Genomic DNA, 22227 nt, shown 5'->3' on the forward strand with positions numbered 1-22227 from the left:
TTCAACTATTAAAGGAGTAATGAATATGGAGACGAACACTGGGTTTAAAGAAGGCTTTTTATGGGGTGGCGCAACGGCAGCCAATCAAATAGAAGGTGCATTTGATGAAGATGGTAAAGGTTTATCAAGCGCGGACTTTGTAGAATATATTCCGAAAGATCAAAGAACGAAAGATAATCATATGGAAGTGACAACTGAACATATTCAGAAAGTGTTGAGTGGTGAACATACCGGTCGATTCCCTAAAAGAGAAGGTATTGATTTTTATCATCGTTATGAAGAGGATATTAAATTATTAGCTGAAATGGGATTTAAAGCATTTAGACTATCTATTCATTGGTCTAGAATTTTCCCTAAAGGATATGAAGAAGAACCAAATGAAGCGGGATTAGCATTTTATGAGAATGTGTTCAAAACATTAAAATCATATAATATCGAACCTGTTGTCACTTTGAGTCACTATGAAACGCCATATGGTTTAACAGAGCGATATAATGGATGGGTAGATCGCGCAGTGGTTGGACATTTTGAACATTATGCTAAAACTGTGTTTAATCGATATAAAGGTTTAGTGAAATATTGGATGACATTTAACGAAATCAATATTATTAATATTTCACCATTTACAGGTGGCGGTATCATTTCAGATAAGTTAGAGAATCCGACAGAAGCATCATATCAAGCGTTACATCATCAATTATTAGCATCTAGTTTAGCAACAAAAGCACTTAGAGAAATTGATGCAGATGCACAAATTGGTTGTATGTTAGCGAGAATGAAACATTATCCATATACATGTAATCCAGAAGATGTACTAAAAGCTATGCAAGAAGATCAAATGAATCTACTTTATACAGATGTTCATGCGTTAGGAGAATATCCAAACTACTATAAACAATTTTTAAAAGAAAATGATTTTTCATTAAATATTGAAGACGGTGACTTAGAAACTCTTAAAGCATATACAGTAGATTATATTTCATTTAGTTATTATATGTCGTTATTATCCGCAAACAGTGAAGAAGGAGAAGTAACAGAAGGCAACTTGATGAATAGTTTGAAAAATCCATACTTGGAAGCATCAGATTGGGGTTGGCAAATAGATCCAATAGGACTCCGTATCGTGCTAAATGAATTTTGGGATAGATATCATAAACCATTATTCATCGTAGAAAATGGATTAGGTGCGAAAGACGTCGTAGAAGAAGACGGAAGCATTCACGATACTTATAGAATAGATTATTTACAAAAACATATACAAGAAATGAAAAAAGCCGTACAAGACGGTGTAGATTTAATAGGCTACTTAGCATGGGGCCCAATCGATTTAGTATCTATGTCTACAAGTGAGATGAGTAAACGTTACGGATTTATATATGTCGATAAAGATGACGATGGTAACGGAACAGGCAATAGGTCTAAAAAAGATTCTTTCGACTGGTATAAAGGCGTTATCTCAACAAACGGCGCGCAATTATAGCATTGTATGTACAACTTTATAGCTGATTTAATGAATATCCGCATAATCTGACCACAATCAGATTATGCGGATTTTTTATGCAATAATGCAATCAGTTGCATTGATGTGAAATGTTTCGGATTATATAACGAAGTAGATTACACATCTATAACAATCAGTAAACGCTTACAATAAATACAGGGAGGTTATTTGATTGCTGAGTAAACGACAGAGAAATATATTGTCTTATTTATCATCTGAGAACAACTTCGTCACGATTTCTGAATTAACATCTTTATTTCAAGTGAGTGAACGTACGATTCAATATGATTTAGAGTATATCGAATCGTTTAAAGACAAATTGAATATTGATGTTGAAAGAAATAAAAGTTTAGGCGTCAAATTATCACATAAAGAAAGCTACATGGCATCATCTGATGTTGAGTTAGATATTCATTATTCCAAGAATGAAAGAAAAGAACAGATTATTCTAAGATTATTTGAATCTACACATCGAATCAGTTCTCAAAGTTTAGCAGATTTGTTAAATGTATCACGACGAACAGTTGTAGATGATTTGAAAAGTGTTCAAGCTTGGTTAGAAACATACGGGCTTATGCTGGAATATAAAAAGAATAAAGGCTTTGTAATTGAAGGTAATGAAAAGCAACTCAGAGAAGCGTATGCGCATGTGGTGAATGAATACTTTAAGAAATCTACTGCACAAATTGGTATTGAAGTATTCTCGAAAGAAGAGCTTGAGAAAATACGACGAGCTGTGATTACGACCATTAATAATCAAGATTTTCAATTAGTTCAAGTTGGTATTGATGGCTTAATATATCACATTATTATTGCGATTCATCGTGCCAAAGCAGAATTTGTATTTGAAATCCCTGATGAAGAGTATGAGCGGCTGCGTAAGACAGAGGCATTTCAAATTGCCATTCAAATGACTGCTGAGTTAGAAAAGTTATTTGATATCGTATTTCCTAAAAGTGAAGCGGCATTTATAACTTTGCATTTATTAGGTGCACGTGTAAACAAGTATCATCAAGAACAATCACAACAGAATATAACGGAACTATCGAAATTATTTATTCAAAAAATCAGTGCTCAGATAGGTGTTCCGCTTATGCATGATCATAAATTGATAACAGGACTTGTCACACATTTACAACCGGCAATTCATCGCATGTCATTCAATATGCAACATGAAAATCCTCTAAAGCAAGAGATATTAAGAGAGTATTATGAAGTAGTTTTAGCAATTAAACAACAAGTTTGGATATTTGAAGAAGCCTATCACGTTAAATTTAACGAAGATGAAATTGCATATTTAGCACTCCATATTGCTTCTTCAATAGAACGCATGTCTAACGAAGAAACAACACATATTAAAGTCATCTTATTATGTGGTTCTGGCGTTGGAACATCACAATTGTTGAAAAGCCGAATAAAAAATATTTACCCAGAGTTAGAAATATTAGATGCCTTTTCAATATATGACATTTCAGAAAGTTTTCTTAAATCACACGGTGTAGATTATATACTTTCGACCGTTCCAGTAGAAGGTTTTTCAGTGCCAACGATAGAAGTGTCACCATTCTTGAATAAAGATGATAGAAACAAGATCAATGAAATGATTAATGATTATAGAGAACGATATATATTCAGTTTCAAAACGGTCGGTCCGAGTTTAAAAGATGTCATTCCAGAAGAACATATCGAAACACATGTGAAAGCTGGAAGTAGAAATGAAGCCATCCAAAAGAGTGTTGCAATGTTGGTGAATTCAAACCATGTAAATGCTCAATATGGTACCGATATTATGATGCATTTAGATAAATTTGGACCGTATATGGTCATTGGTCCGAATATTGCTTTACTGCATTCGAATTTTGAAAATGTAAATGTGCCGGTCAGCATGTCTATTACACATTTCGAGGATGGCATAGACTTCGGTCATGACCGATTTGATCCTGTAAAAGTTGTGATTACACTTGCGACGAGCCAACCACAAATACATTTGAATGCACTTGGTCAGTTGAGTCAAATCATTATGGATGAAGACGCAAGGGCAGAATTAATGAAAGGCGACAAAGCAGTAATACGACAACTCATAAAAAAAGCAAGCCAAAGTGAGGAGAGTGTCTAAATTTGACCTTGATTATAAAAGAAGAACACATTCAAATTAGAGAAAAAGTATCCAATTGGGAAGAGAGTATTCAAATTGCAGCTCAGCCATTATTGGAAGTGGGTTATTTTAATCAAGCTTATATCAATTCAATGATTCAAAGTGTGCATGATATGGGACCATACATTGTTATTGCGCCAGAGATTGCGATTGTTCATGCAAGACCGAATGATGATGTTCATAAAGTAGGGTTAAGCTTACTTAAATTAAATGAACATATTAATTTCTCGGATAATAGCCATTATGCATCGTTAATATTTGTTTTAAGTGCAATTGATAACGAAGCACATCTTGAAATTTTAAGGAAATTAGCAACAATTTTAAGCGACAAAGAAACAGTTCAATCATTGATTGACGCAAACAGTAAGTCAGAAATTATCAATATATTTAAGGAGAATGATTAATATGAAAATTTTAGTAGTGTGCGGACACGGTTTAGGAAGTAGTTTCATGGTAGAAATGAATGCTCAAGAAGCTTTGAAGAATTTACAAGCACCATCTGATATTGAAATAGAGCACAGTGATATTATGACGGCTAGTCCAGATATGGCAGATATATTTATTTGTGGAAGAGACTTAGAAGAGAATGCGCAACGTTTAGGTGAAGTAGTTGTGCTAGATAATATTTTAGACAAAGAAGAATTACAAAACAAACTTGAAGAAAAATTAAAAGGATTGAACATATTATAAGCAAAGGGGAGACACCAACATGAATTCAATTTTAGGATTTTTTGTAGATGTATTTAGTCAACCAGCTATACTCGTAGCACTTATCGCGTTAATCGGGTTAATTGTACAGAAGAAATCAGCAGCAGACATTACGTCAGGCACAATTAAAACGATACTCGGATTCCTAGTCTTAAGTGCTGGGGCAGGCGTTGTAACAAATTCACTAGAACCTTTTGGAAAAATGTTTCAAGAAGCATTTGGTGTTCAAGGCGTCGTGCCAAATAACGAAGCCATTATATCAATTGCGCTGAAAGATTATGGTACAACAGCAGCATTAATTATGATGTTCGGTATGCTTGTGAACATATTTATAGCAAGATTTACGAACTTGAAATACATTTTCTTAACAGGGCATCATACATTTTACATGGCAGCGTTTCTAGCGATTCTTCTAACTGTTGGTAACATTACAGGTACGATGACAGTTGTTATGGGATCTATTATTTTAGGATTAATTATGGCTGTATTACCTGCACTTGGTCAATCTACAATGAAGAAAATTACGGGTTCTGATCAAGTGGCAATTGGTCACTTTGGAACAGTTAGTTATTGGGCTGCAGGTGAAGTCGGTAAATTATTTTCTGGGAAATCAAAATCAACAGAAGATATTAACTTCCCTAAAGGATTGAGTTTCTTAAGAGAAAGTACAATCAGTATCTCACTAACAATGATTGTTCTATATATCATAGCAGCACTATTTGCAGGTCCAAGTTTCGTTCATTCTGAATTAAGTGATGGCACTAACTTTATTGTCTTCTCTGTTATTCAAGGTGTGACATTTGCTGCAGGGGTGTTTATCATTTTAACAGGTGTTAGACTGATCTTAGCTGAAATTGTACCAGCATTTAAAGGTATTTCTGAAAAGCTTGTACCAAATACGAAACCAGCATTAGACTGTCCTATCGTATTTCCTTATGCACAAAATGCAGTATTAATTGGATTCTTTGTAAGTTTCATTACAGGTGTCATCGGTATGTTTATTATGTTCTTAATTGGTGGCGTCGTTATATTACCAGGCGTTGTCCCACACTTCTTCTTAGGTGCAACAGCAGGTGTGTTCGGTAATGCAAGAGGTGGTATTAAAGGTGCAATCGCAGGTTCAGCATTAAATGGTATCTTAGTAACATTCTTACCATTATTACTATTACCATTCATGGGTGATTTAGGCGCAGCATCCACTACGTTCTCAGACACAGACTTCTTAGCAGTCGGAATTGTAGTCGGTTATATCGCGAAATTCTTAGGGATCGCAGGCGTTATTGCAATCATCGTTATCATTGGAGCAGTAGCCGTATTATTACAACAACGTACAAATAAAAAACTATCCGAAGAAAAGTAGAAAAAGGCTTAGGATATAATAGGAAAAACTGAACTTATTAAATTAAGTTCAGTTTTTTCGTGTGTTGGGAGTTAATAGGTATATGTGATGGCCGAAGATGTGAGTTAAAGGTGGAGTGAACACACAAGATCGCTGAAGATGTGAGTTAAAGGCTCAATAAACTCACGAGTTGATCAAAAAATTCTATTTCATACCATTTCTATAAGCATTTAATTGGCATGTTATTTTCTGATGGTGGTATAGTGTTATTTCATAAGGAGGAGTTATTGAAAATGAACAAAAAATATGAACCTTTATTTAAATCTTTAAAATTACCGAATGGTGTGGAAGTAAAGAATAGATTTGTGCTTGCGCCATTAACACATGTTTCATCAAATGAAGATGGTACGATTTCTGATATTGAAATTCCATATATAGAAAAACGTTCTCAAGATGTAGGTATTTCTATTACTGCTGCGAGTTATGTTGAACCGCTTGGCCAAGCTTTTCCTGGACAACCTTCTGTTTCTAAAGAAGCGGATCTTGCTGGGCTTAAGAAACAAGCTGAAGTTATGAAGAAAAATGGTGCGAAAGCTTTAATTCAAATCCATCATGGTGGTGCGATGTCATTACCTGGATTAACGCCAACTGGTGAAGCGGCTGCTCCTAGTGAAGTTGAAGTGAAAGGCTTCGGACAACAAGAAACACATGTTGCGAGAGCATTAACTGTAGAAGAAATTGAACATACTATTGAATCTTTCGCTAACGCTACTAAAATAGCAATTGAAGCTGGCTTTGACGGTGTTGAAATTCATGGTGCGAACCATTATTTAATTCATCAATTCTTCTCACCATACTACAACAGAAGAGATGATGAGTGGGGCGAACATATTAAATATCCTTTAGCAGTTGTTGATGCTGTACTTAAAGTTGTACGTGAACATGCAACACCTGACTTTATCGTAGGTTATCGCTTCTCTCCTGAAGAAGTAGAATCTCCAGGTATTTCTATGGAATTAACAGAACAACTTGTTAAGACTTTATCTGAAAAACCACTTGATTACTTACATGTATCATTAATGGATATTCATTCAACAACAAGAGAAGGTCAATATAAAGGTGAAGAACGTATTAAATTATTATTAGAATGGATAAATGGTCGTGTGCCATTAATAGGAATTGGTTCAATCTTTACTGCTGACGATGCATTATCAGCAATTGAAACAGGTGCACCACTTATTGCACTTGGTAGAGAATTGTTACTTGATTACCAATTCGTTTCAAAAATCGAACAAGGAAAAGAAGACGAAATCGTTTCTGTATTCGATCCTGAAAGAGTAGATAAACATGATTTACCAGACCCATTATGGAAACAGTTTGTAGCAGGTTTCTACCCATTACCAAGAACTGATCAAGAAACTTCTCAAACTAAATAATCCATAATTTTATATATATATAGTTTTGATTAGCTGAGGCATTTGATTGCCTCAGCTTTTTTGTACTCTGAACATATATTTTTGGTGTGTTAAACTTGAAACAATAATTGAAAAATTGAATGAGGTGTACAACGTGAATCAAAATGAGCTAAAGAGAGAAGTTGCTTATGAAGCGGTTAATGATATTCAAGATGGTATGACGATAGGAATTGGTACAGGTTCAACTATGCGTTATGCAATAGAGAAGTTAGGTGAACGTGTTAAAAATGGCCTTCAAATTAAAGGTGTACCAACATCTGAAGATACTGCTGAATTAACGCGTATTCATCAAATTCCGCTTACTGATTTTTCAGAAGTGAGCCATTTAGATTTAGTTATAGATGGTGCTGATGAAGTGGATGAAAATCTTCAATTGATTAAAGGTGGCGGTGGTGCGCTACTACGTGAAAAAATTGTTGCGAATGCAACGGATAATTTTATTGTGATTATAGATGAAACGAAATACGTTAAGACGTTAGGTAAGTTTAAGCTACCAGTAGAAGTTGTGCCTTTTGGATGGGAAATCACAGCACGTGCAATTGAAAGTTTAGGTTGCCAAGCGACATTGCGAATGAAAGATTCAAATGTATATGTGACAGACAACGATCATTACATATTAGATTGTGAGTTTGGAGAGATTCATCATCCAGAACAATTAAATCAAGATTTAATATCTATTATAGGCGTTGTAGAGACTGGATTATTTATTAATATGACGAAAAAAGTATTCATGAGTCGTTCTGAAACGCAAAGTGTCGTTATAATCGAGAATTAATAATGAGTTCATAGTAGTTAATAAACAGTTAATGGTTTATTGATGATATAGGGCATAAACTTAACATATCAACTAAAGAGGAGATGTGTTAAATGAACTTAACTAAAACAACATTTGGAGCATTTGCATTAACAACAACTATATTATTAGGTGCATGTGGTAATAATGATATGCATAAAGACGATAAGATGGATACGAAAACTGAAATGAAAGATTAAGACATGAGTAAAGAAAACATGAAAGACATGATAATGTCTGGTATGTTTGAATCTATGAATGGTGAAAAAGTAGAAGGTAAAGCAATGATTAAAGATAGTAAATTAATGTTAACAGATTTCAAATCATCAAAAGGACCTGACTTACATGTTTATTTAACTAAAGATGGCGATGTTAAAAAAGGAATGAAAATTGATAAAGTAGACTACGATAAGGTGGAACAAACATTTGATTTAAAAGACATGGACACATCTAAATATAATGAAGTGACAATTTATTGTGATAAAGCACATGTTGTATTCGGTAGTGCTAAATTAGGGAGTGTAAAATAAACTGTGAAGTAGAGTCGTACGTTCTCTACTTACACAGTTTATTTTACACTCCCAATTCAGAATGATGAATTGGGGGTTCTTGTTTGAATTTATGATGTTACTTCACCTAATAAATGAAGCCATTTCTTAATAATTTCACTTTGTGCATATTTTTGTGATTCCGTCATACAGGTATCTCGGAATGTTTTTTGCAGGTCAGGATTACTTAAATAAGACTTAATGGTTTCATAAAGTTTGTCTTCATCATTTCTAGGAACAAGATAACCATTTTTACCGTTAACAATCAGTTCACTTGGTCCATAAGGGATGTCATAACTGATCGCAGGTAATCCATTAGATAAAGATTCCAGTAATGCCAACGAAAATCCTTCCATATTACTTGTAATCATGCTCGCATGAAAGTGATGCATCTCATTAGTAATGTTAGGTATAAATCCACGGAATTTAATATGGTTTTCTAAGTTTAATGAATCCGTTAATTCTTTTAGTTTATTCAATTCGCCACCAAATCCAAATAAATGAAGTTCAATTTGATCGAAATCGTCTTTCAGTTTATTGATGAGTCGAATTTGATGATCAAGTTGTTTCTCAGGTGCATATCGTGCTATAGACATTAATTTCAGAGGACCATGAGGCACAACTGGTGTGAAATTCGCTTCTTTTTGTTGAGCATATCCAACTGGAATATTAAAGACAGGTATTTTCGATTGAATACGTTTCTCTACATCTTTCTTTTGTTGAACAGTAGATACTAAAATGCCAGAAAAACGGTCTAAATGATTAAAGACACAGTTATAAATATTTTTAATATCTGAACCTTCAATATCATTGTTGTTTTTCACATGTGTACTGTGTAATACAGAAATAACCGGTACTTTTTTGTCTGTGATTAAAAATGGTGGAGAAGTGATGGCTGTCTTATCGCTAAAGAACAAGTCACCATCTTTGTATAACTGTTCATAGAAGAATGCTATCAGTTCATTTGTATTATCAAATGTATAATCTTTAGCGTTATAATCAAAGAGCATTATTCGTGTGACAACTTCTTTTTCTTGATAAGGATCGAAATAAACTTCAAGCTTTATTTTCCCACTTGGTGTTAAATACGTATCACATACAGGCATTTCTTTCGTACGCATATATCTAACACGACTTAAGAAACCTCTAGAATCGTAATATTCTCGTTTCATTTTGACATTTCTCGTATCAAAATAGTTAACATAGTCTAATAATTTATAGTTTGAATCACGAAAGCTTGCATATATAATTCTTGTACCATTTTGATAAACCCTTAAATCGTTTGTATTAGGAACATATTTAATCTCATAATTAAGGTCATCTTCCCAGAATGCTATCCAGTCTCTAACCGTATTAATTTGAACGTTGATGGATTCTTGGAAGAAATCATACATAGAAAAGACTTGTTTACTTACGCCGAACGTATGGGCATTTTTATGTAAACTTGAATTCCAAGCTAACGTGATAATTTTAGCTTCCAAGTTGAAATCGTTAAATAGTTTTAGTCTATTCATGACAGACTTTTCTATACCTGTTATTTTATGATTGATATTATTCACTATAAAATAGTTCACTTTGAAATCACCTACAAAATAAAATTTTATATACATATAATATACGCCATTTTTTGTGGTAATGTTAGTGTAGTTTGTTAAAAATTTACAAACAGTTCGTTTTAAAAGAAAGTATAAATCGCTATTGTTTCGAAATTTTTGTTATAATAAATGAAATACATTTATTTATAAAAAGAATTTGTTAATTTATTGAAATGAGGATAAATAAATGAGTATGAAACAGATATTCAAAGATAATGAGCCAATTTTTCAAGAACAAACGAAGTATGTGACCTTGAAATCGTGTTTGCTCATTATAATATGCATGGGTGCATATACATCGATTGCGCTAGCAAGCAATTGGTTCATTGTATTAATAGGGTGTGTATTATTTATTCTGTTACTTTATTTAATACATAGATTCCAATTACAACTCATTAAAATTGAAGCTTTAAAGAAAGAAGATATCAAATATACATTGCGTACATTAGGTATAGCACTTATTATGTATTGGACTGTATCGGCAATTATAGGACAACCACAAAATCAAATGGAAGTATATAAAGATTTAAATATATTACCCCTATACATATCTATTATTATATTTGTAATACTAGGACCAATATTTGAAGAACTTATATTTCGAGGTTTCATGCTAAAAGGGATGTTTAAAGGACATCTATTAATAGGATATATCGTATCTAGCGTACTATTTGGATTGTCACATGGACCATCAAGTATAGGTGAGTTTATCATTTACTTTGGATTAGGATTATTATTTGGTGCACTTTATTTAAACACTAATCGATTAGAAGTAGCCATAGTAGCGCATGGATTAAATAATTTAATACATATTCTTATATATTTAGTGTTTTTTAATTAGATATCGTGCGTTTCTCATTTAAACAAAAATAAAGCTGGAGCCATTTGTTGTTAAAGATGTCTCCAGCTTTTTCTATATAATTAAAATTACTGTACAGTTTCGGTCATTTTAGATGTTAAATCTAATATGGATGTTTGATTGAGTGTATCAATAATTTGTTGATCTACTTGTGTGTAAACATCATCTAATGCAGACTGTATATTTTGTCCGACGATACAATCTGGATTTGTGTCTTGATGAATTTTAGCGAAATGCTCTTCATCTTGAATAAGTTTATAAACGTCGCCTAATAAAATTTGGTCTGCTGATTGAGCAAGTCGATAGCCTGATTTACCTTGTTGGCTCTCGATTAAGTTACCATTTCTTAAATATTTACATATTTTTCTTACAAGTGTAGGGTTACTATTAATGCTACCTGCTATAAATTTACTAGATATAGGTTCTTTGTTCACAGATAGTAATGATAATATATGAATTGCTACTGATATTTGTGTATTCACGCTTTTCACCTCTTAGATTCCTTATTTATTATAACTTTGAGAGATGAGAATTGCGATAGTAAATGTGTATTATTTTGATAATACAGAAATTCTTTCTTGGATATGGTTACCTTCAGTTGCTTCATCTACTAATGCAATGGCGCAATCAGCATAGCTTATTTTACTTTCACCTTTATCGTTTAAAGTGAAGACTTCCCCAGCTAAAATGTATTCTCCAGTTCTTTCTCCATCAGCTATGAATTCTGCTGCAGGACTGATAAATGTCCAGCGTACGTCATCTCTTTTACGAAGGTCTACAAGTGCTTTACCTTGAGCTTTTGCAAGTGGTTTAAATACTTCTGGAAAATCAGGTGTATCGAATAGTTGATTTTCTAATTGATCATCAACGTATAAACTACCAGCGCCTCCGATAATGATTAATCGTGTGTTTGTGTTTGATAAAATATCACTTAAATGTTGAATAGAGTCTTGGTGTAAATGAAGTTTGCCTTCTCTAGTTTCACCGAAAGCATCTACAACAACATCGAATTGTGTTAAGTCTTCACTTGTTAAATCAAATATATCTTTAATAATAGATTGTGTTGCCACTGTTTTATTTTCGTTACGAACGATGGCTGTTACATCTAAACCTCTGTTAATTGCTTCTTCTGTAATTAATTTACCTGCTTTACCGTTTGCTGCTATAATACCTATTTTCATTTTACATAACCTCTTTCTTGTATTTAATTTAGATACAAGTTGAGTATAATATGTATATCTGGTTTTGTCAAAGATTTTGTGTATAAAAAAACTGCTATGTGGAAATCCACATAGCAGAAGTTTGTTTATTTATATCTTACCACCAGTTGTTAGCTTGACGGAAAGCAATTGCAGCTTCGATTGAACCGTAACGTTCTTTAGCATAATTGATCATGCCTTTAGTTTGTTCAGTAACACTACCTGTACCCCAAGATTCTTTAGTTTGACCAAGACCTCTGTAGCCAAGTTCATTTACTGCATTTGGGTTACCGCTAGATTCAGGCATTACGATGTTATCCCATAATGCTTTTGTACCGCCAGCAGCGATAAACTCTTTATATACTTCACTTGTATTAGATGAATCAGTTGATTCTGTAGTTTGAGTTACTTGAGTCGGTTGAGCGACTTGTGTAGTTGTATAGTTATAGTTTGTATTTTGATTAGAGTAGTTTGTATATTCACTTGCATCTGCTTGAGCGCCAAATCCAGAAGCAATAATTCCTGCTGCAGCTGTTGTTGCAAATAATAATTTCTTCATAAAAAAATATCCTCCATGTGCTATTTAAAGCATTTATAAATTTTGTATCTTTATTACTTCATACACTCTAACATCATTTTTGATATCATAGGTTACAGGAGAATAAAAATAAAATTTCTTTTATGACAGTCAGATTAAAAAGATAATAGGCATATGACAAGTTGTAATTTGAAACGTTTACAGTAACTTTATAGAAATAGAGGTGTATTATTATGGAAAGAATTAAGCTTAAGATGATTAGAAATCATTTAGACAACATACCTGAATATGAATTACCAGAAGGTTATTCGATTAGAATGTTTGAAGAAGGGGACGAACGTCTTTGGGCAGAAGTTGAAACTGCTGCAGAGGAATTTTCAAATATAGACGAAGCATTGCAAAGGTTTCATAAAGAATTTGGCTCTCATATAGAAGAAATGAAATATAGATGTTTATTTATTGAGAATGCATCAGGTGATGTAATAGGGACGACGACAGCATGGTTCGGTCAGTTACCTTTAACGGACTCACATTTGGGTAGAATACATTTCGTAGCCATTAAACCAGAATATCAAGGTAAGAAATTATCAAAGCCATTATTAAGTGCAGCACTTAACAAAATAATTGAGCTTGGTCATAAAGAAGTATATTTAACGACACAAACAACGAGTTATCCAGCAATTAATATGTATTTAAATTATGGTTTCGAACCATATGATCCAGACAACACGGATCAAAAAGGTTGGTTGATGATGGAAGATATATTAAATAGGAGTTAAACGTATAAAAAATGCCCCTATACCATTATTCCCGTGGTGTAGGGGCTATTAATATGGATGCATTAATAAGTACTTAAAACTGCATAAGTACTATCTATATAAGGTGTTGTTAAATTGTGTTTTTGGCTAACTTTGTAGATATAACCTTGTATAAATGCTGTTTCTAAAGGTCTTTCACTTATCATGTCGTAATACATACTTGTACCCATATCATCAGGGTATCCTTCATAAATTTTCATTATGCTCTCTTCAAAATCATCATCAAAATAAATACCTTCAGCTTTAGCGACACGATTACCTTCAACTAATAAGTTGTAACAAAGTGCATGTATTTGATTGTGTTTAAGTACACGAGCTGGTTGTCTCGTAAGAGCAGTTACCGTATTAATCCCTAAATTGACGATTAATTTATACCAAACATGTTGATCATAATCTTCGAGACATTCAATATTAAGTAAACTATCTTCGGTTAAACTTTTAATATCTAATGTTTGCGCGTGATTAGGTAATCTTAAAGTCCAATCTCTAAAGTGCGTGACGACGTTGCCTTCTTTTTGTCCGCTTATATATACGACAGCATGAAATTTGTGTGGGTGATCAATTTTTTCTAACTGTCCATAGCCATTTTGAGTTAAAATAATAACGCTATTAGCATGTAGGATATGATGAAGATACGGGATGATTGCGTCGAGTTGCGTTGCTTTGACAGCAATAAATAAGATATCTACTTTTTCATGTGCATCTTCTAAAGATTGAACGGGAAATGAATGTTGCACATCTTGATTGTATTCTTGGAAATAGACTGTAGCATTTGATCTTCCAAACAGCGTAACATCAAGGTTTGATTGCGTTAAAGCAAATGTAATGGCTGTACCCACAGCGCCAGGACCGATTATTCCAAACTTTTTCATTTATTATTTTCCTTTCAATGTTAATATATACATAATAACAAATATAAGAAGGTGGTACGGGATGAAAACCATTAAACAATTGTTGTCCATGAAAGAACAAAAAGAAAAAATATCCATGATTACAGCATACGATTATCCAAGTGCTAAACAAGCAGAAGCAGCAGGTATAGACACTATTTTAGTAGGCGATTCTTTAGGAATGGTTGTGTTGGGCTACGATAGTACAGTCGAAGTGACAATGGAAGATATGATACATCATGCGAAAGCTGTTAGAAGAGGTGCACCAGAAAGTTACGTAATCGTTGATGTACCTTTTGGAGCAGTAGGTATCGACCATACAACGGATATGAAAAATGCGATTCAATTGTATAAAGATACTAAAGCAAACGCTGTGAAAATCGAAGGTGTGCATACGACATTGATCCAAGGTTGTACTCAAATTGGTGTGCCAGTCGTATCTCATTTAGGCTTAACACCTCAAAGTGTCGGCATTACAGGTTATAAATTACAAGCAAGTTCAAAAAGAGAAGCTGAACAATTGATAAAAGATGCGAAAGCAGTTGAACAGGCAGGGGCAGTGATGCTCGTATTAGAAGCGATTCCAAGTGATTTAGCTGAAGTGATTACGGAACAACTGACAATTCCAGTTATCGGTATAGGCGCAGGAAAAGGTACAGATGGTCAAGTACTGGTATATCATGATTTATTAAATTACGGTTCAGAACATATTGCTAAATTTGTGAAACAATATGGTGATTTTTCAAATGGTGTAGATGCACTAAAAGCATATCATGAAGAAGTTAAAAGTGGTGCATTCCCTTCAGAAGCACACACATATAAGAAGAAAGTGATGGGGGAGACAGAGTAGTGACGCAAGTAGTAGAACGTATTAAAGATATGAATTCAATCGTATCTCAATTTAAATCTCAAGGTAAAACAATAGGACTCGTACCAACGATGGGTGCATTGCACGATGGTCATTTAAAAATGATGAAACAATCAATAGAAGAAAATGATGTAACTGCAGTGAGTATTTTTGTAAATCCATTACAATTCGGACCTAATGAAGATTTTGATGATTACCCAAGACCATTTGAATCTGATTTAGAGAAACTTAAACAAATTGGCGTAGATTATGTATTTCATCCAACAGTTGAAGAAATGTATCCAGGAGAACTAGAGATGACGATTACTGTAGGTCGTTTAGCACAAGTGCTAGAAGGTAAGAAAAGACCAGGTCACTTTGATGGTGTTGTCACAGTCGTTAATAAGTTGTTTAATATTATTCAACCAACACGCGCTTACTTTGGTAGAAAAGACGCACAACAACTCGCTATAATAGAAAAAATGGTAGAAGACTTTAACCACTCAGTTCAAATCGTACCAATAGATATCGTAAGAGAAGAAGATGGGCTAGCAAAAAGTTCAAGAAATATCTATTTAACAGAACAAGAAAGAATAGAAGCCGTACATTTATCTAAAAGTTTAACATTAGCTAAGAAGAAATATGATGAAGGTGAAAGAAATAGTGACGTCTTAATACAAGCCATCACGCAATATTTAGAAAGTAACGTGAGCGGAGATATAGTAGAAGTCGCTATTTACAGTTATCCAGAATTAGAAGAACAACATACAATAGAAGGACAAATCTTTATTTCACTAGCCGTTAAATTTAGCCAAGCAAGATTAATAGATAATATTATCATATAGGAAAGTATTGAAGCCGATTGTGCAGGGGCACAATCGGTTTTTTTGTATTTTGATGGGGCTCTAACGATCAAGGCTGCAAAACAAGATCGTTAGAAATTCTAACGCTCAAGAATCACAAACAAGATCGTTAGCGCACCACTTCAACACTCACACTCACACAAAAAAACGTGAGACACTTTACTGCCTCACGCTTCATCCAAGACTTCTATCTTCCTACTTATACTTCTTTCAATGATGCTTCTGCGCTCAATGCTCTTGCTTTGTCATCTTTAATAGTGACACCTTGTGCTTCTAATTGAGCGATTGTTTCTGCAAATTGTGGTAAGTATGCTTTATGTGCAATGAGTAATTCATTCATTACTTGTTTCGCAGATTCTCCACTTTGAATTAATGGGTTGATAATAAATGCTTGTAATAGTAATCCGTAATCTCCTGTAACGGCTGCTTCTTCTACACATAATTCCATATTCTTCATTACTTGTAACCATCCGCGCTCTGCTGGATGTAAGGAACCGAATGCGATTGGTTGTGCACCTGTCGCGTTGATATATGCTGACACTTCTACCACATCATCAGGTGCTAAATCTGGTACTGCACCTTTATTAACAGTAGATACTACGACATGTGTATTTTTATTTGAAGCGATAGATGCAATTGTCTCACATGCAACATCTGAATAGTGTGTGCCGCCACGTTGACTTAGTTGCTCTGGTTTATGATCGAGATGTTCATCTTTATAGAGTTCAAATAATTCTTTTTCAGTTTGTCTAACTTGTTCAGCACGCGTACCGATTTCTGGATCATTGTATTCTTTAAGTGCATGTTCAAGCATTTCTTCTGCACGGTAGTAATATCTATGGTAACCACATGGAATGAGCTGCATTTGTTGTAATTGCTCTTCGAAAAATGGAACATCAAAGATATTAGAAGGTAACGATGATGCATCTTCAACTAATTGTTTATTTAATTGATCAGTCACGTCATGACCATTTGCGTCTTTAACTCGATGCCAGTGGAAATGGTTTAATCCTGCAAAATGATGCGTAAGTTCTCCTTCACCAACATTCAACATTTCCGGCTCATTAATCAAACTATTCACAGGTACATTACATAGACCAAGTACTTTTTCCCATTTGCCGTATCGTACGATAGCATCTGTTACCATACCACTTGGATTTGTAAAATTAATTAACCATGCATTTGGACAAAGTTCTTTCATATCTTCGACAATATCTAATAAGACAGGAATTGTTCTTAACGCTTTGAAAATACCACCCGGACCATTCGTTTCTTGACCTAAGAAACCATGTGATAAAGGAATACGTTCATCTTTGATTCTAGCATCTAATAAACCTACTCTAAATTGTGTCGTAACGAAATCAGCATCTTTTAAAGCTTCGCGTCTATCTAATGATAAATGTACTGTAACATCATATGGAGAAGCATCCCACATTCTTTGTGCCATTTTGCCAACAGTTTCTAATTTCTCTTTACCTTCAGGAATGTCCACCAACCAAATTTCACTTAAAGGTAAAGATTCATATCGTTTAATAAAACCTTCCATCAATTCAGGCGTATAACTGCTACCGCCACCGATAGTTACAATTTTTATCCCTTTTTCCATTATAATGACCTCCTAATATTTTCTTTCTTATACACGTTAAGTATAAAATAGAAGTAATCATTAAAAAGGCAAATCGGGCATTATCAAATGGCATTTACAAATTTCCTAAAAATAAACCGGATTTTTGTAATGACTTTTTACAAAAGGAGATATCAATATGCTTTTAACAGAAAGAATGAAAGAAGATATATTTTCACAAGCAGAACAAAGTATTATTCAATTTTTGTTTGAAGAAAGAGAGAAGATTAAGCCTAAGACGTTAAATCAAATTTCTAAAGAAACATATACACATCCTTCGACTGGTATTCGCATAGCTAAAAAGTTAGGATTCGACGGTTGGTTAGAGTTGAAAGATCATTATTTAGAAGAAGTAGAATATTTAAACCGACATTATGAATCAATAGACGCAAACTTCCCATTTGATGCATCAGATAATAACATGTCCATTAGCCATAAATTAGCACGACTCAATCAAACAACGATAGACGATACTGTGCATTTGATTGATCATCAAGAATTGGATAAAGCAGTCACGTATTTAAAAGAAGCGGAAACCATTAAAATTTTTGGATTATATCATAATTTGATGATATGCGAAGACTTTGAAATGAGAATGAATCAAATTGGCAAGACCGTTAAACTCTGTGCACTCGAACCTCATTTTGAAATCGAAAAGTCATCGAAACAAACATGTGCCATCTTCATTTCATATAGTGGTGAAAATCAAAGTATCTTGAAATTATTACCAATGTTAAAGAAAAAGCATATCCCAATTATCGGACTCACAAGTATTGGTGAAAATACAGTAACCAAATACGCAGACAGTACATTACGCATCTCAACAAGGGAAAAGTTATATTCCAAAATCAGCAACTTCACAACACGAGATTCCATCAGTTTCTTAGTGGATATCTTGTATGCTTGCGTGTATGGAACAGATTATGACAAACATACAGATTATAAAATCAATATCGCTAAAAATTTCGATAACCGCGTGACGCATAATAAGATGATACAGGAGAATTAGTAGTTATAAATATATGAGGATAATACTATTAAATATTGGAACACATACAATCAACTTATTATAAGTAGTTTGTATGAAATATATATTATTTTAGAATTGTTCAATATTTCTTGAATTAAAATACTATAGAAAAACAAAAAAATAAATGTATATTATTTTGAAATTGAAGAGAGTAAGTTTTAATTTTGTAACTTTAAATAATTGCCTTTTTCTTTTGAATTTTAATGATATAATCATAGTATGTAAAATGTATTATTTTTCCTATTTTTGAAAACGCTTTTAGTAATTTGTTGTTTTATAAATAGAAATAGTAGTTAAGATTTCAAAATATACACTTGATATTTTACATAATTATTAATAAAGAGATATGGGATAAGGGGACAGGAATATGAAGTTATTTCTTAAATTTATGAGTATGGCAACGGTTTTAATATACATGTTAATTAAAATACAAAATATAGTTCAAGATTATTTGGAAATTAAAAATGGTGAATATAAAGAGGAATAGAATAATCGACAGACGATTAATTGTGTTGATTTAGTTTGAATGAATTTCCTGGAATTATAATAGATAATAATTTATTAGAAAGAAGAGGAAAAAATGAAAAAAAGAGTTTTAAAGAAATATAATAATTATAAGAAAAATAAAGGTAAGTTAATATATGTAAATGCAAGACGTAATAAAAAAATTAAAAAAGGGAACATTTTTTTTGAAGCGGTGCATGGTGATACATATAGTGGTCATATTTATTACATGATAAAAGAAATGTTAAATAATAGTAAACTAAATTTTAAAATTTATGTAGCTTTGAAAGATACAGAAGATATTGAGTTATTTTTCGATAAGTCAGAACTAAAGAAAATTAATTTTGTAAAACATATGTCGAATCAATACTATGAATTAATGGCTACTTGTGAATATTTAATAAATGATACAACATTTTATCCATTCTTTAATAAGAGAGAAGGGCAGAAATATTATATCATTTGGCATGGAACGCCTTTAAAACATATGGGTAAAGATATTCCTAAAGTAGTGGATATTGCTAATGTGCAAAGAAACTTCTATATGGCTGATAGAATATATGTCAATAATCAAAAAACAATGGAAATATTGGCAAGAACGCATCATTTAAACAATGTTTATAACGGTAAATTTATAGTTGGTCCTTCTCCAAGAAACAGTGTCTTTTTTGAAGAAGAGAAAAGAAATCAGAATAGAAATGATTTGAATTTAAATAATAAAAAAATACTAGCATATATGCCTACATGGAGAGGGAATATTGGTAGTGTACAGAATTCTCAACATGTTACAAAGTTAATTACATATTTTGAAGAAAATTTAGATGAAAATACAGTGCTATACGTAAAACTTCATCCATTTGAAAAAACGATTATTCCAGATTCATACGAGAAAGTTAAACCATTCCCATCTAACATTGAGACATATGAATTTCTAGCTGTCACTGATTGTCTTATCACAGATTATTCATCAGTAATGTACGATTACGTGAATTTAGGTAAACCAGTTATACTTTATACTTATGATTATAAAGATTATAAAGAAAATAGAGGTTTATATGACGATTTATCATTATACCCATTTCTACAATCAAATAGCTTAGAAGGATTGTTAAAGCAAATTGAACAAATTCCGCAACAAATCGATTATCAAGAATTTAAAAATGAATATAATAAGTATGACAAGTTAGATGCGCCTAAAATTATTATTAATCATATGTTTCTAGATAAAGATGATTTAACAATTGAAGAACATAATCTTCATAATGGTAAAGAAACAGTAGTAATTGTTAGTGGAGGATTTTGGAGCAATGGTATTACGACTGCTTTAATTAACACATTAGAAAATATTGATACTACAGAAAAAAATTATATTTGTTTCTTTGAAAAAGATAAGGTAAAAAAAGAACATTATTATCGCTTGTTAGATTTACCTGAAAACGTTCATTTTTATCCAACAGTTGGAGAAATAAACGGTAGTATTAAAGATAGATTGTTGATGAAAAGATATTTATGGAACGAAAAATTTAAAATTAAAGGTATGGAAAAAGATTTAAGCAGAATTTTCAAAGCAGAATTTAGTAGACTATTTGGTGATTTAAAAATAGATTGGTTTATTCATTATACTGGCTTTGAAAGAAAAAGTGCTGAAATGATGCGACATATTGATACAAATACTGCTATCTGGGTTCATACTGATATGTTTGCTGAGTATGAAGCTAAAAAGAATTTTAGTAAAAAAATTATCTATGGTGCATATGAAAAAGCAAATAAAATCGTACTTGTTCATAGAAATCTAAAAGCAAATCTAATCAATCATTTACCTCAAGTTTCTAATAAAGTTGTCACTGTAAATAATTTCCTAGGAGAACAAAGAACAAGAAAACTAGCAAAAGAAAATTTATTAGAATCAATTGATAATGTACATGTTGATTATGCTTATAATGAAAATATGTATTTGGATTTTGCCAATTTAGATCAAGAACAGCTAGATGATAAAATAATACAGGATTATCCAGAACAAACAGTATTGACGGAAAATATAACTAAGTCTATAAAGCAATTGGAAACTAAAGAAGAATATTCAAAATCAACATTAGTAACTCAAAAAGATAAAATAGAAAAAAGTATTGTAAACTCTATTACTGGACTTTATGAAGATTTCTCAAAAGATAGAGAGTTAACAGAAACGTTCAAACATTTATTTGTGAATAACCAAGATGTAATCGATGAATACTTTAATTTAAATGAGAAGGACCCTATTGTTAATTCTGTGGAATTATATAATCAAATGAGGGTTTCAAAATGTAGAATGCTCGATGCCTTGTATAATCCAGAAATTAAAGTATACATGAATATTGGAAGATATGATTATCAAAAAGGCCACGATAAGTTAATAGCTGCATTTGAAAAGGTTTATATTGAAAATCCTAATGTATTTTTAATTATGGTATGTCCACATGGACCTTTGAAATCTCAAACGATTCAATGGGTTCGAGATTCAGTTGCAAAAGAGAATATTGTGATTCTGGGTGGCATAAACAACCCGTATCCTTTATTAGATCATGTGGATGCTTTCGTTCTATCTTCAAATTATGAAGGTTTAGGGTTAGTAGTATATGAAGCTTTAGCTTTAAATACTGATGTAATAACAGTGAATTTAAAAGAAACAACTGAATATTTAAATGAAAATCAAGCGATAATTACAGAAAACAGTGTAGAAGGCCTTGTAGATGGCTTTATGATACATCTAGAAGGAAATAAATCGTTTGAAGAATTTGATTTCAATTACTATAAAGAAAAATCTAAACAAGAATTTATAAATGTATTTAAGTAAAGGAGATTATTATGACTAAAATAAAAAAAGCAATTATACCTGCTGCAGGTTTAGGAACAAGATTTTTACCTGCTACAAAAGCGATGCCTAAAGAAATGTTACCAATAT

Annotated in this window: 20 protein-coding genes and 2 pseudogenes; 16 read left to right on the top strand and 6 right to left on the bottom strand. The window is 32.5% G+C overall.

Translation table 11 applies throughout. The features are described from left to right. Nucleotides 1-25: 25 nt before the first annotated feature. The 9 genes and pseudogenes from LQ693_RS04760 to LQ693_RS13815 form a co-directional block, all read left to right on the top strand. Nucleotides 26-1480 (top strand): glycoside hydrolase family 1 protein, encoded by a 1455-nt coding sequence (locus LQ693_RS04760; RefSeq protein ID WP_107633936.1) that lies wholly within the window; start codon nucleotides 26-28, stop codon nucleotides 1478-1480. 193 nt (nucleotides 1481-1673) lie between these two features. Further along, nucleotides 1674-3617: a BglG family transcription antiterminator gene (locus LQ693_RS04765; protein WP_239732979.1), complete on the top strand. Its 1944-nt coding sequence runs from the start codon at nucleotides 1674-1676 to the stop codon at nucleotides 3615-3617. Between the two features lie 2 nt (nucleotides 3618-3619). Then, nucleotides 3620-4060, top strand: coding sequence for a PTS sugar transporter subunit IIA (locus LQ693_RS04770; RefSeq protein WP_239703097.1), 441 nt, complete (start codon nucleotides 3620-3622; stop codon nucleotides 4058-4060). A gap of 1 nt (nucleotide 4061) precedes the next feature. Further along, entirely contained in the window at nucleotides 4062-4346 is a 285-nt protein-coding gene (locus tag LQ693_RS04775) for a PTS sugar transporter subunit IIB (RefSeq protein WP_107590530.1), read from the top strand. A 19-nt stretch (nucleotides 4347-4365) separates the two neighbouring features. Then, nucleotides 4366-5724 (top strand): PTS ascorbate transporter subunit IIC, encoded by a 1359-nt coding sequence (locus LQ693_RS04780; protein WP_065380902.1) that lies wholly within the window; start codon nucleotides 4366-4368, stop codon nucleotides 5722-5724. 272 nt (nucleotides 5725-5996) lie between these two features. Next, nucleotides 5997-7139, top strand: a complete 1143-nt coding sequence (locus tag LQ693_RS04785; RefSeq protein WP_025906356.1) for an NADH-dependent flavin oxidoreductase — start codon at nucleotides 5997-5999, stop codon at nucleotides 7137-7139. 133 nt (nucleotides 7140-7272) lie between these two features. Next, nucleotides 7273-7953 (top strand): ribose-5-phosphate isomerase RpiA, encoded by a 681-nt coding sequence (rpiA, locus tag LQ693_RS04790; protein WP_025906354.1) that lies wholly within the window; start codon nucleotides 7273-7275, stop codon nucleotides 7951-7953. Between the two features lie 92 nt (nucleotides 7954-8045). Further along, nucleotides 8046-8171 carry a hypothetical protein gene (locus tag LQ693_RS13810; protein WP_481817103.1) on the top strand — a complete coding sequence of 42 codons (126 nt, stop codon included), beginning with the start codon at nucleotides 8046-8048 and terminating at the stop codon, nucleotides 8169-8171. A 36-nt stretch (nucleotides 8172-8207) separates the two neighbouring features. Next, nucleotides 8208-8501, top strand: a pseudogene (locus LQ693_RS13815) (DM13 domain-containing protein); the annotation flags it as partial. An 89-nt stretch (nucleotides 8502-8590) separates the two neighbouring features. On the opposite strand, the gene LQ693_RS04800 reads toward LQ693_RS13815, so the two are convergent. Next, nucleotides 8591-10093 (bottom strand): glycosyltransferase, encoded by a 1503-nt coding sequence (locus tag LQ693_RS04800; protein WP_107573019.1) that lies wholly within the window; start codon nucleotides 10091-10093, stop codon nucleotides 8591-8593. A 208-nt stretch (nucleotides 10094-10301) separates the two neighbouring features. Here LQ693_RS04800 and LQ693_RS04805 point away from each other — a divergent pair, with 208 nt between their 5' ends. Further along, the gene (locus LQ693_RS04805) at nucleotides 10302-10955 is read left to right on the top strand and encodes a CPBP family intramembrane glutamic endopeptidase (protein WP_025906350.1); all 654 of its coding nucleotides are present in this window, start codon (nucleotides 10302-10304) and stop codon (nucleotides 10953-10955) included. Nucleotides 10956-11041: 86 nt separating this feature from the next. Here LQ693_RS04805 and LQ693_RS04810 read toward each other — a convergent pair whose 3' ends face one another. The 3 genes from LQ693_RS04810 to LQ693_RS04820 form a co-directional block, all read right to left on the bottom strand. Next, nucleotides 11042-11455, bottom strand: coding sequence for an Rrf2 family transcriptional regulator (locus tag LQ693_RS04810; protein WP_025906348.1), 414 nt, complete (start codon nucleotides 11453-11455; stop codon nucleotides 11042-11044). Nucleotides 11456-11524: 69 nt separating this feature from the next. Beyond that, nucleotides 11525-12154, bottom strand: coding sequence for an NAD(P)-dependent oxidoreductase (locus LQ693_RS04815; protein WP_239743625.1), 630 nt, complete (start codon nucleotides 12152-12154; stop codon nucleotides 11525-11527). A gap of 136 nt (nucleotides 12155-12290) precedes the next feature. Continuing rightward, entirely contained in the window at nucleotides 12291-12731 is a 441-nt protein-coding gene (locus LQ693_RS04820; RefSeq protein ID WP_025905747.1) for an aggregation-promoting factor C-terminal-like domain-containing protein, read from the bottom strand. Between the two features lie 212 nt (nucleotides 12732-12943). On the opposite strand from LQ693_RS04820, the gene LQ693_RS04825 reads away from it, so the two are divergent. Continuing rightward, on the top strand, nucleotides 12944-13489 hold the full coding sequence (locus tag LQ693_RS04825) for a GNAT family N-acetyltransferase (protein WP_025905749.1): 546 nt from the start codon (nucleotides 12944-12946) through the stop codon (nucleotides 13487-13489). Between the two features lie 62 nt (nucleotides 13490-13551). Here the strand turns inward: LQ693_RS04825 and LQ693_RS04830 are convergent, their stop codons facing one another. Continuing rightward, a complete protein-coding gene (locus tag LQ693_RS04830; protein WP_239703098.1) occupies nucleotides 13552-14400 on the bottom strand; it encodes an oxidoreductase in 849 nt (282 codons plus the stop codon). A 61-nt stretch (nucleotides 14401-14461) separates the two neighbouring features. Here LQ693_RS04830 and panB point away from each other — a divergent pair, with 61 nt between their 5' ends. After that, on the top strand, nucleotides 14462-15268 hold the full coding sequence (gene panB, locus LQ693_RS04835; RefSeq protein ID WP_119651103.1) for a 3-methyl-2-oxobutanoate hydroxymethyltransferase: 807 nt from the start codon (nucleotides 14462-14464) through the stop codon (nucleotides 15266-15268). Further along, the gene (panC, locus tag LQ693_RS04840) at nucleotides 15268-16110 is read left to right on the top strand and encodes a pantoate--beta-alanine ligase (RefSeq protein WP_107590524.1); all 843 of its coding nucleotides are present in this window, start codon (nucleotides 15268-15270) and stop codon (nucleotides 16108-16110) included. Before panB ends, panC begins: the two co-directional genes overlap by 1 nt. 217 nt (nucleotides 16111-16327) lie before the next feature. On the opposite strand, the gene LQ693_RS04845 is transcribed toward panC, so the two are convergent. Beyond that, nucleotides 16328-17734 carry a 6-phospho-beta-glucosidase gene (locus LQ693_RS04845; RefSeq protein WP_103361670.1) on the bottom strand — a complete coding sequence of 469 codons (1407 nt, stop codon included), beginning with the start codon at nucleotides 17732-17734 and terminating at the stop codon, nucleotides 16328-16330. Nucleotides 17735-17891: 157 nt separating this feature from the next. Between LQ693_RS04845 and LQ693_RS04850 the strand changes: the two genes are divergently transcribed. The 3 genes and pseudogenes from LQ693_RS04850 to LQ693_RS04860 form a co-directional block, all read left to right on the top strand. After that, a complete protein-coding gene (locus LQ693_RS04850) occupies nucleotides 17892-18761 on the top strand; it encodes a MurR/RpiR family transcriptional regulator (protein ID WP_204170240.1) in 870 nt (289 codons plus the stop codon). Between the two features lie 601 nt (nucleotides 18762-19362). Then, nucleotides 19363-22119, top strand: a complete 2757-nt coding sequence (locus LQ693_RS04855) for a CDP-glycerol glycerophosphotransferase family protein (protein WP_204170239.1) — start codon at nucleotides 19363-19365, stop codon at nucleotides 22117-22119. Nucleotides 22120-22130: 11 nt separating this feature from the next. Then, a pseudogene (locus LQ693_RS04860) lies at nucleotides 22131-22227 on the top strand (UTP--glucose-1-phosphate uridylyltransferase); the annotation flags it as partial.

This window comes from Mammaliicoccus sp. B-M6 (assembly GCF_022386965.1).
GTDB classification, from domain to species: domain Bacteria; phylum Bacillota; class Bacilli; order Staphylococcales; family Staphylococcaceae; genus Mammaliicoccus; species Mammaliicoccus sciuri_A.

What these genes read in the sequence shown, in the direction of transcription:
- LQ693_RS04760 (WP_107633936.1), top strand. Translation starts at nt 26, where the DNA reads ATGGAGACGAACACTGGGTTTAAAGAAGGCTTTTTATGGGGTGGCGCA.
- LQ693_RS04775 (WP_107590530.1), top strand. Translation starts at nt 4,062, where the DNA reads ATGAAAATTTTAGTAGTGTGCGGACACGGTTTAGGAAGTAGTTTCATG.
- LQ693_RS04780 (WP_065380902.1), top strand. Translation starts at nt 4,366, where the DNA reads ATGAATTCAATTTTAGGATTTTTTGTAGATGTATTTAGTCAACCAGCT.
- LQ693_RS04785 (WP_025906356.1), top strand. Translation starts at nt 5,997, where the DNA reads ATGAACAAAAAATATGAACCTTTATTTAAATCTTTAAAATTACCGAAT.
- LQ693_RS13810 (WP_481817103.1), top strand. Translation starts at nt 8,046, where the DNA reads ATGAACTTAACTAAAACAACATTTGGAGCATTTGCATTAACAACAACT.
- LQ693_RS04805 (WP_025906350.1), top strand. Translation starts at nt 10,302, where the DNA reads ATGAGTATGAAACAGATATTCAAAGATAATGAGCCAATTTTTCAAGAA.
- LQ693_RS04815 (WP_239743625.1), bottom strand. Translation starts at nt 12,154, where the DNA reads ATGAAAATAGGTATTATAGCAGCAAACGGTAAAGCAGGTAAATTAATT.
- LQ693_RS04820 (WP_025905747.1), bottom strand. Translation starts at nt 12,731, where the DNA reads ATGAAGAAATTATTATTTGCAACAACAGCTGCAGCAGGAATTATTGCT.
- LQ693_RS04825 (WP_025905749.1), top strand. Translation starts at nt 12,944, where the DNA reads ATGGAAAGAATTAAGCTTAAGATGATTAGAAATCATTTAGACAACATA.
- LQ693_RS04830 (WP_239703098.1), bottom strand. Translation starts at nt 14,400, where the DNA reads ATGAAAAAGTTTGGAATAATCGGTCCTGGCGCTGTGGGTACAGCCATT.
- panB (WP_119651103.1), top strand. Translation starts at nt 14,462, where the DNA reads ATGAAAACCATTAAACAATTGTTGTCCATGAAAGAACAAAAAGAAAAA.
- LQ693_RS04845 (WP_103361670.1), bottom strand. Translation starts at nt 17,734, where the DNA reads ATGGAAAAAGGGATAAAAATTGTAACTATCGGTGGCGGTAGCAGTTAT.
- LQ693_RS04850 (WP_204170240.1), top strand. Translation starts at nt 17,892, where the DNA reads ATGCTTTTAACAGAAAGAATGAAAGAAGATATATTTTCACAAGCAGAA.
- LQ693_RS04855 (WP_204170239.1), top strand. Translation starts at nt 19,363, where the DNA reads ATGAAAAAAAGAGTTTTAAAGAAATATAATAATTATAAGAAAAATAAA.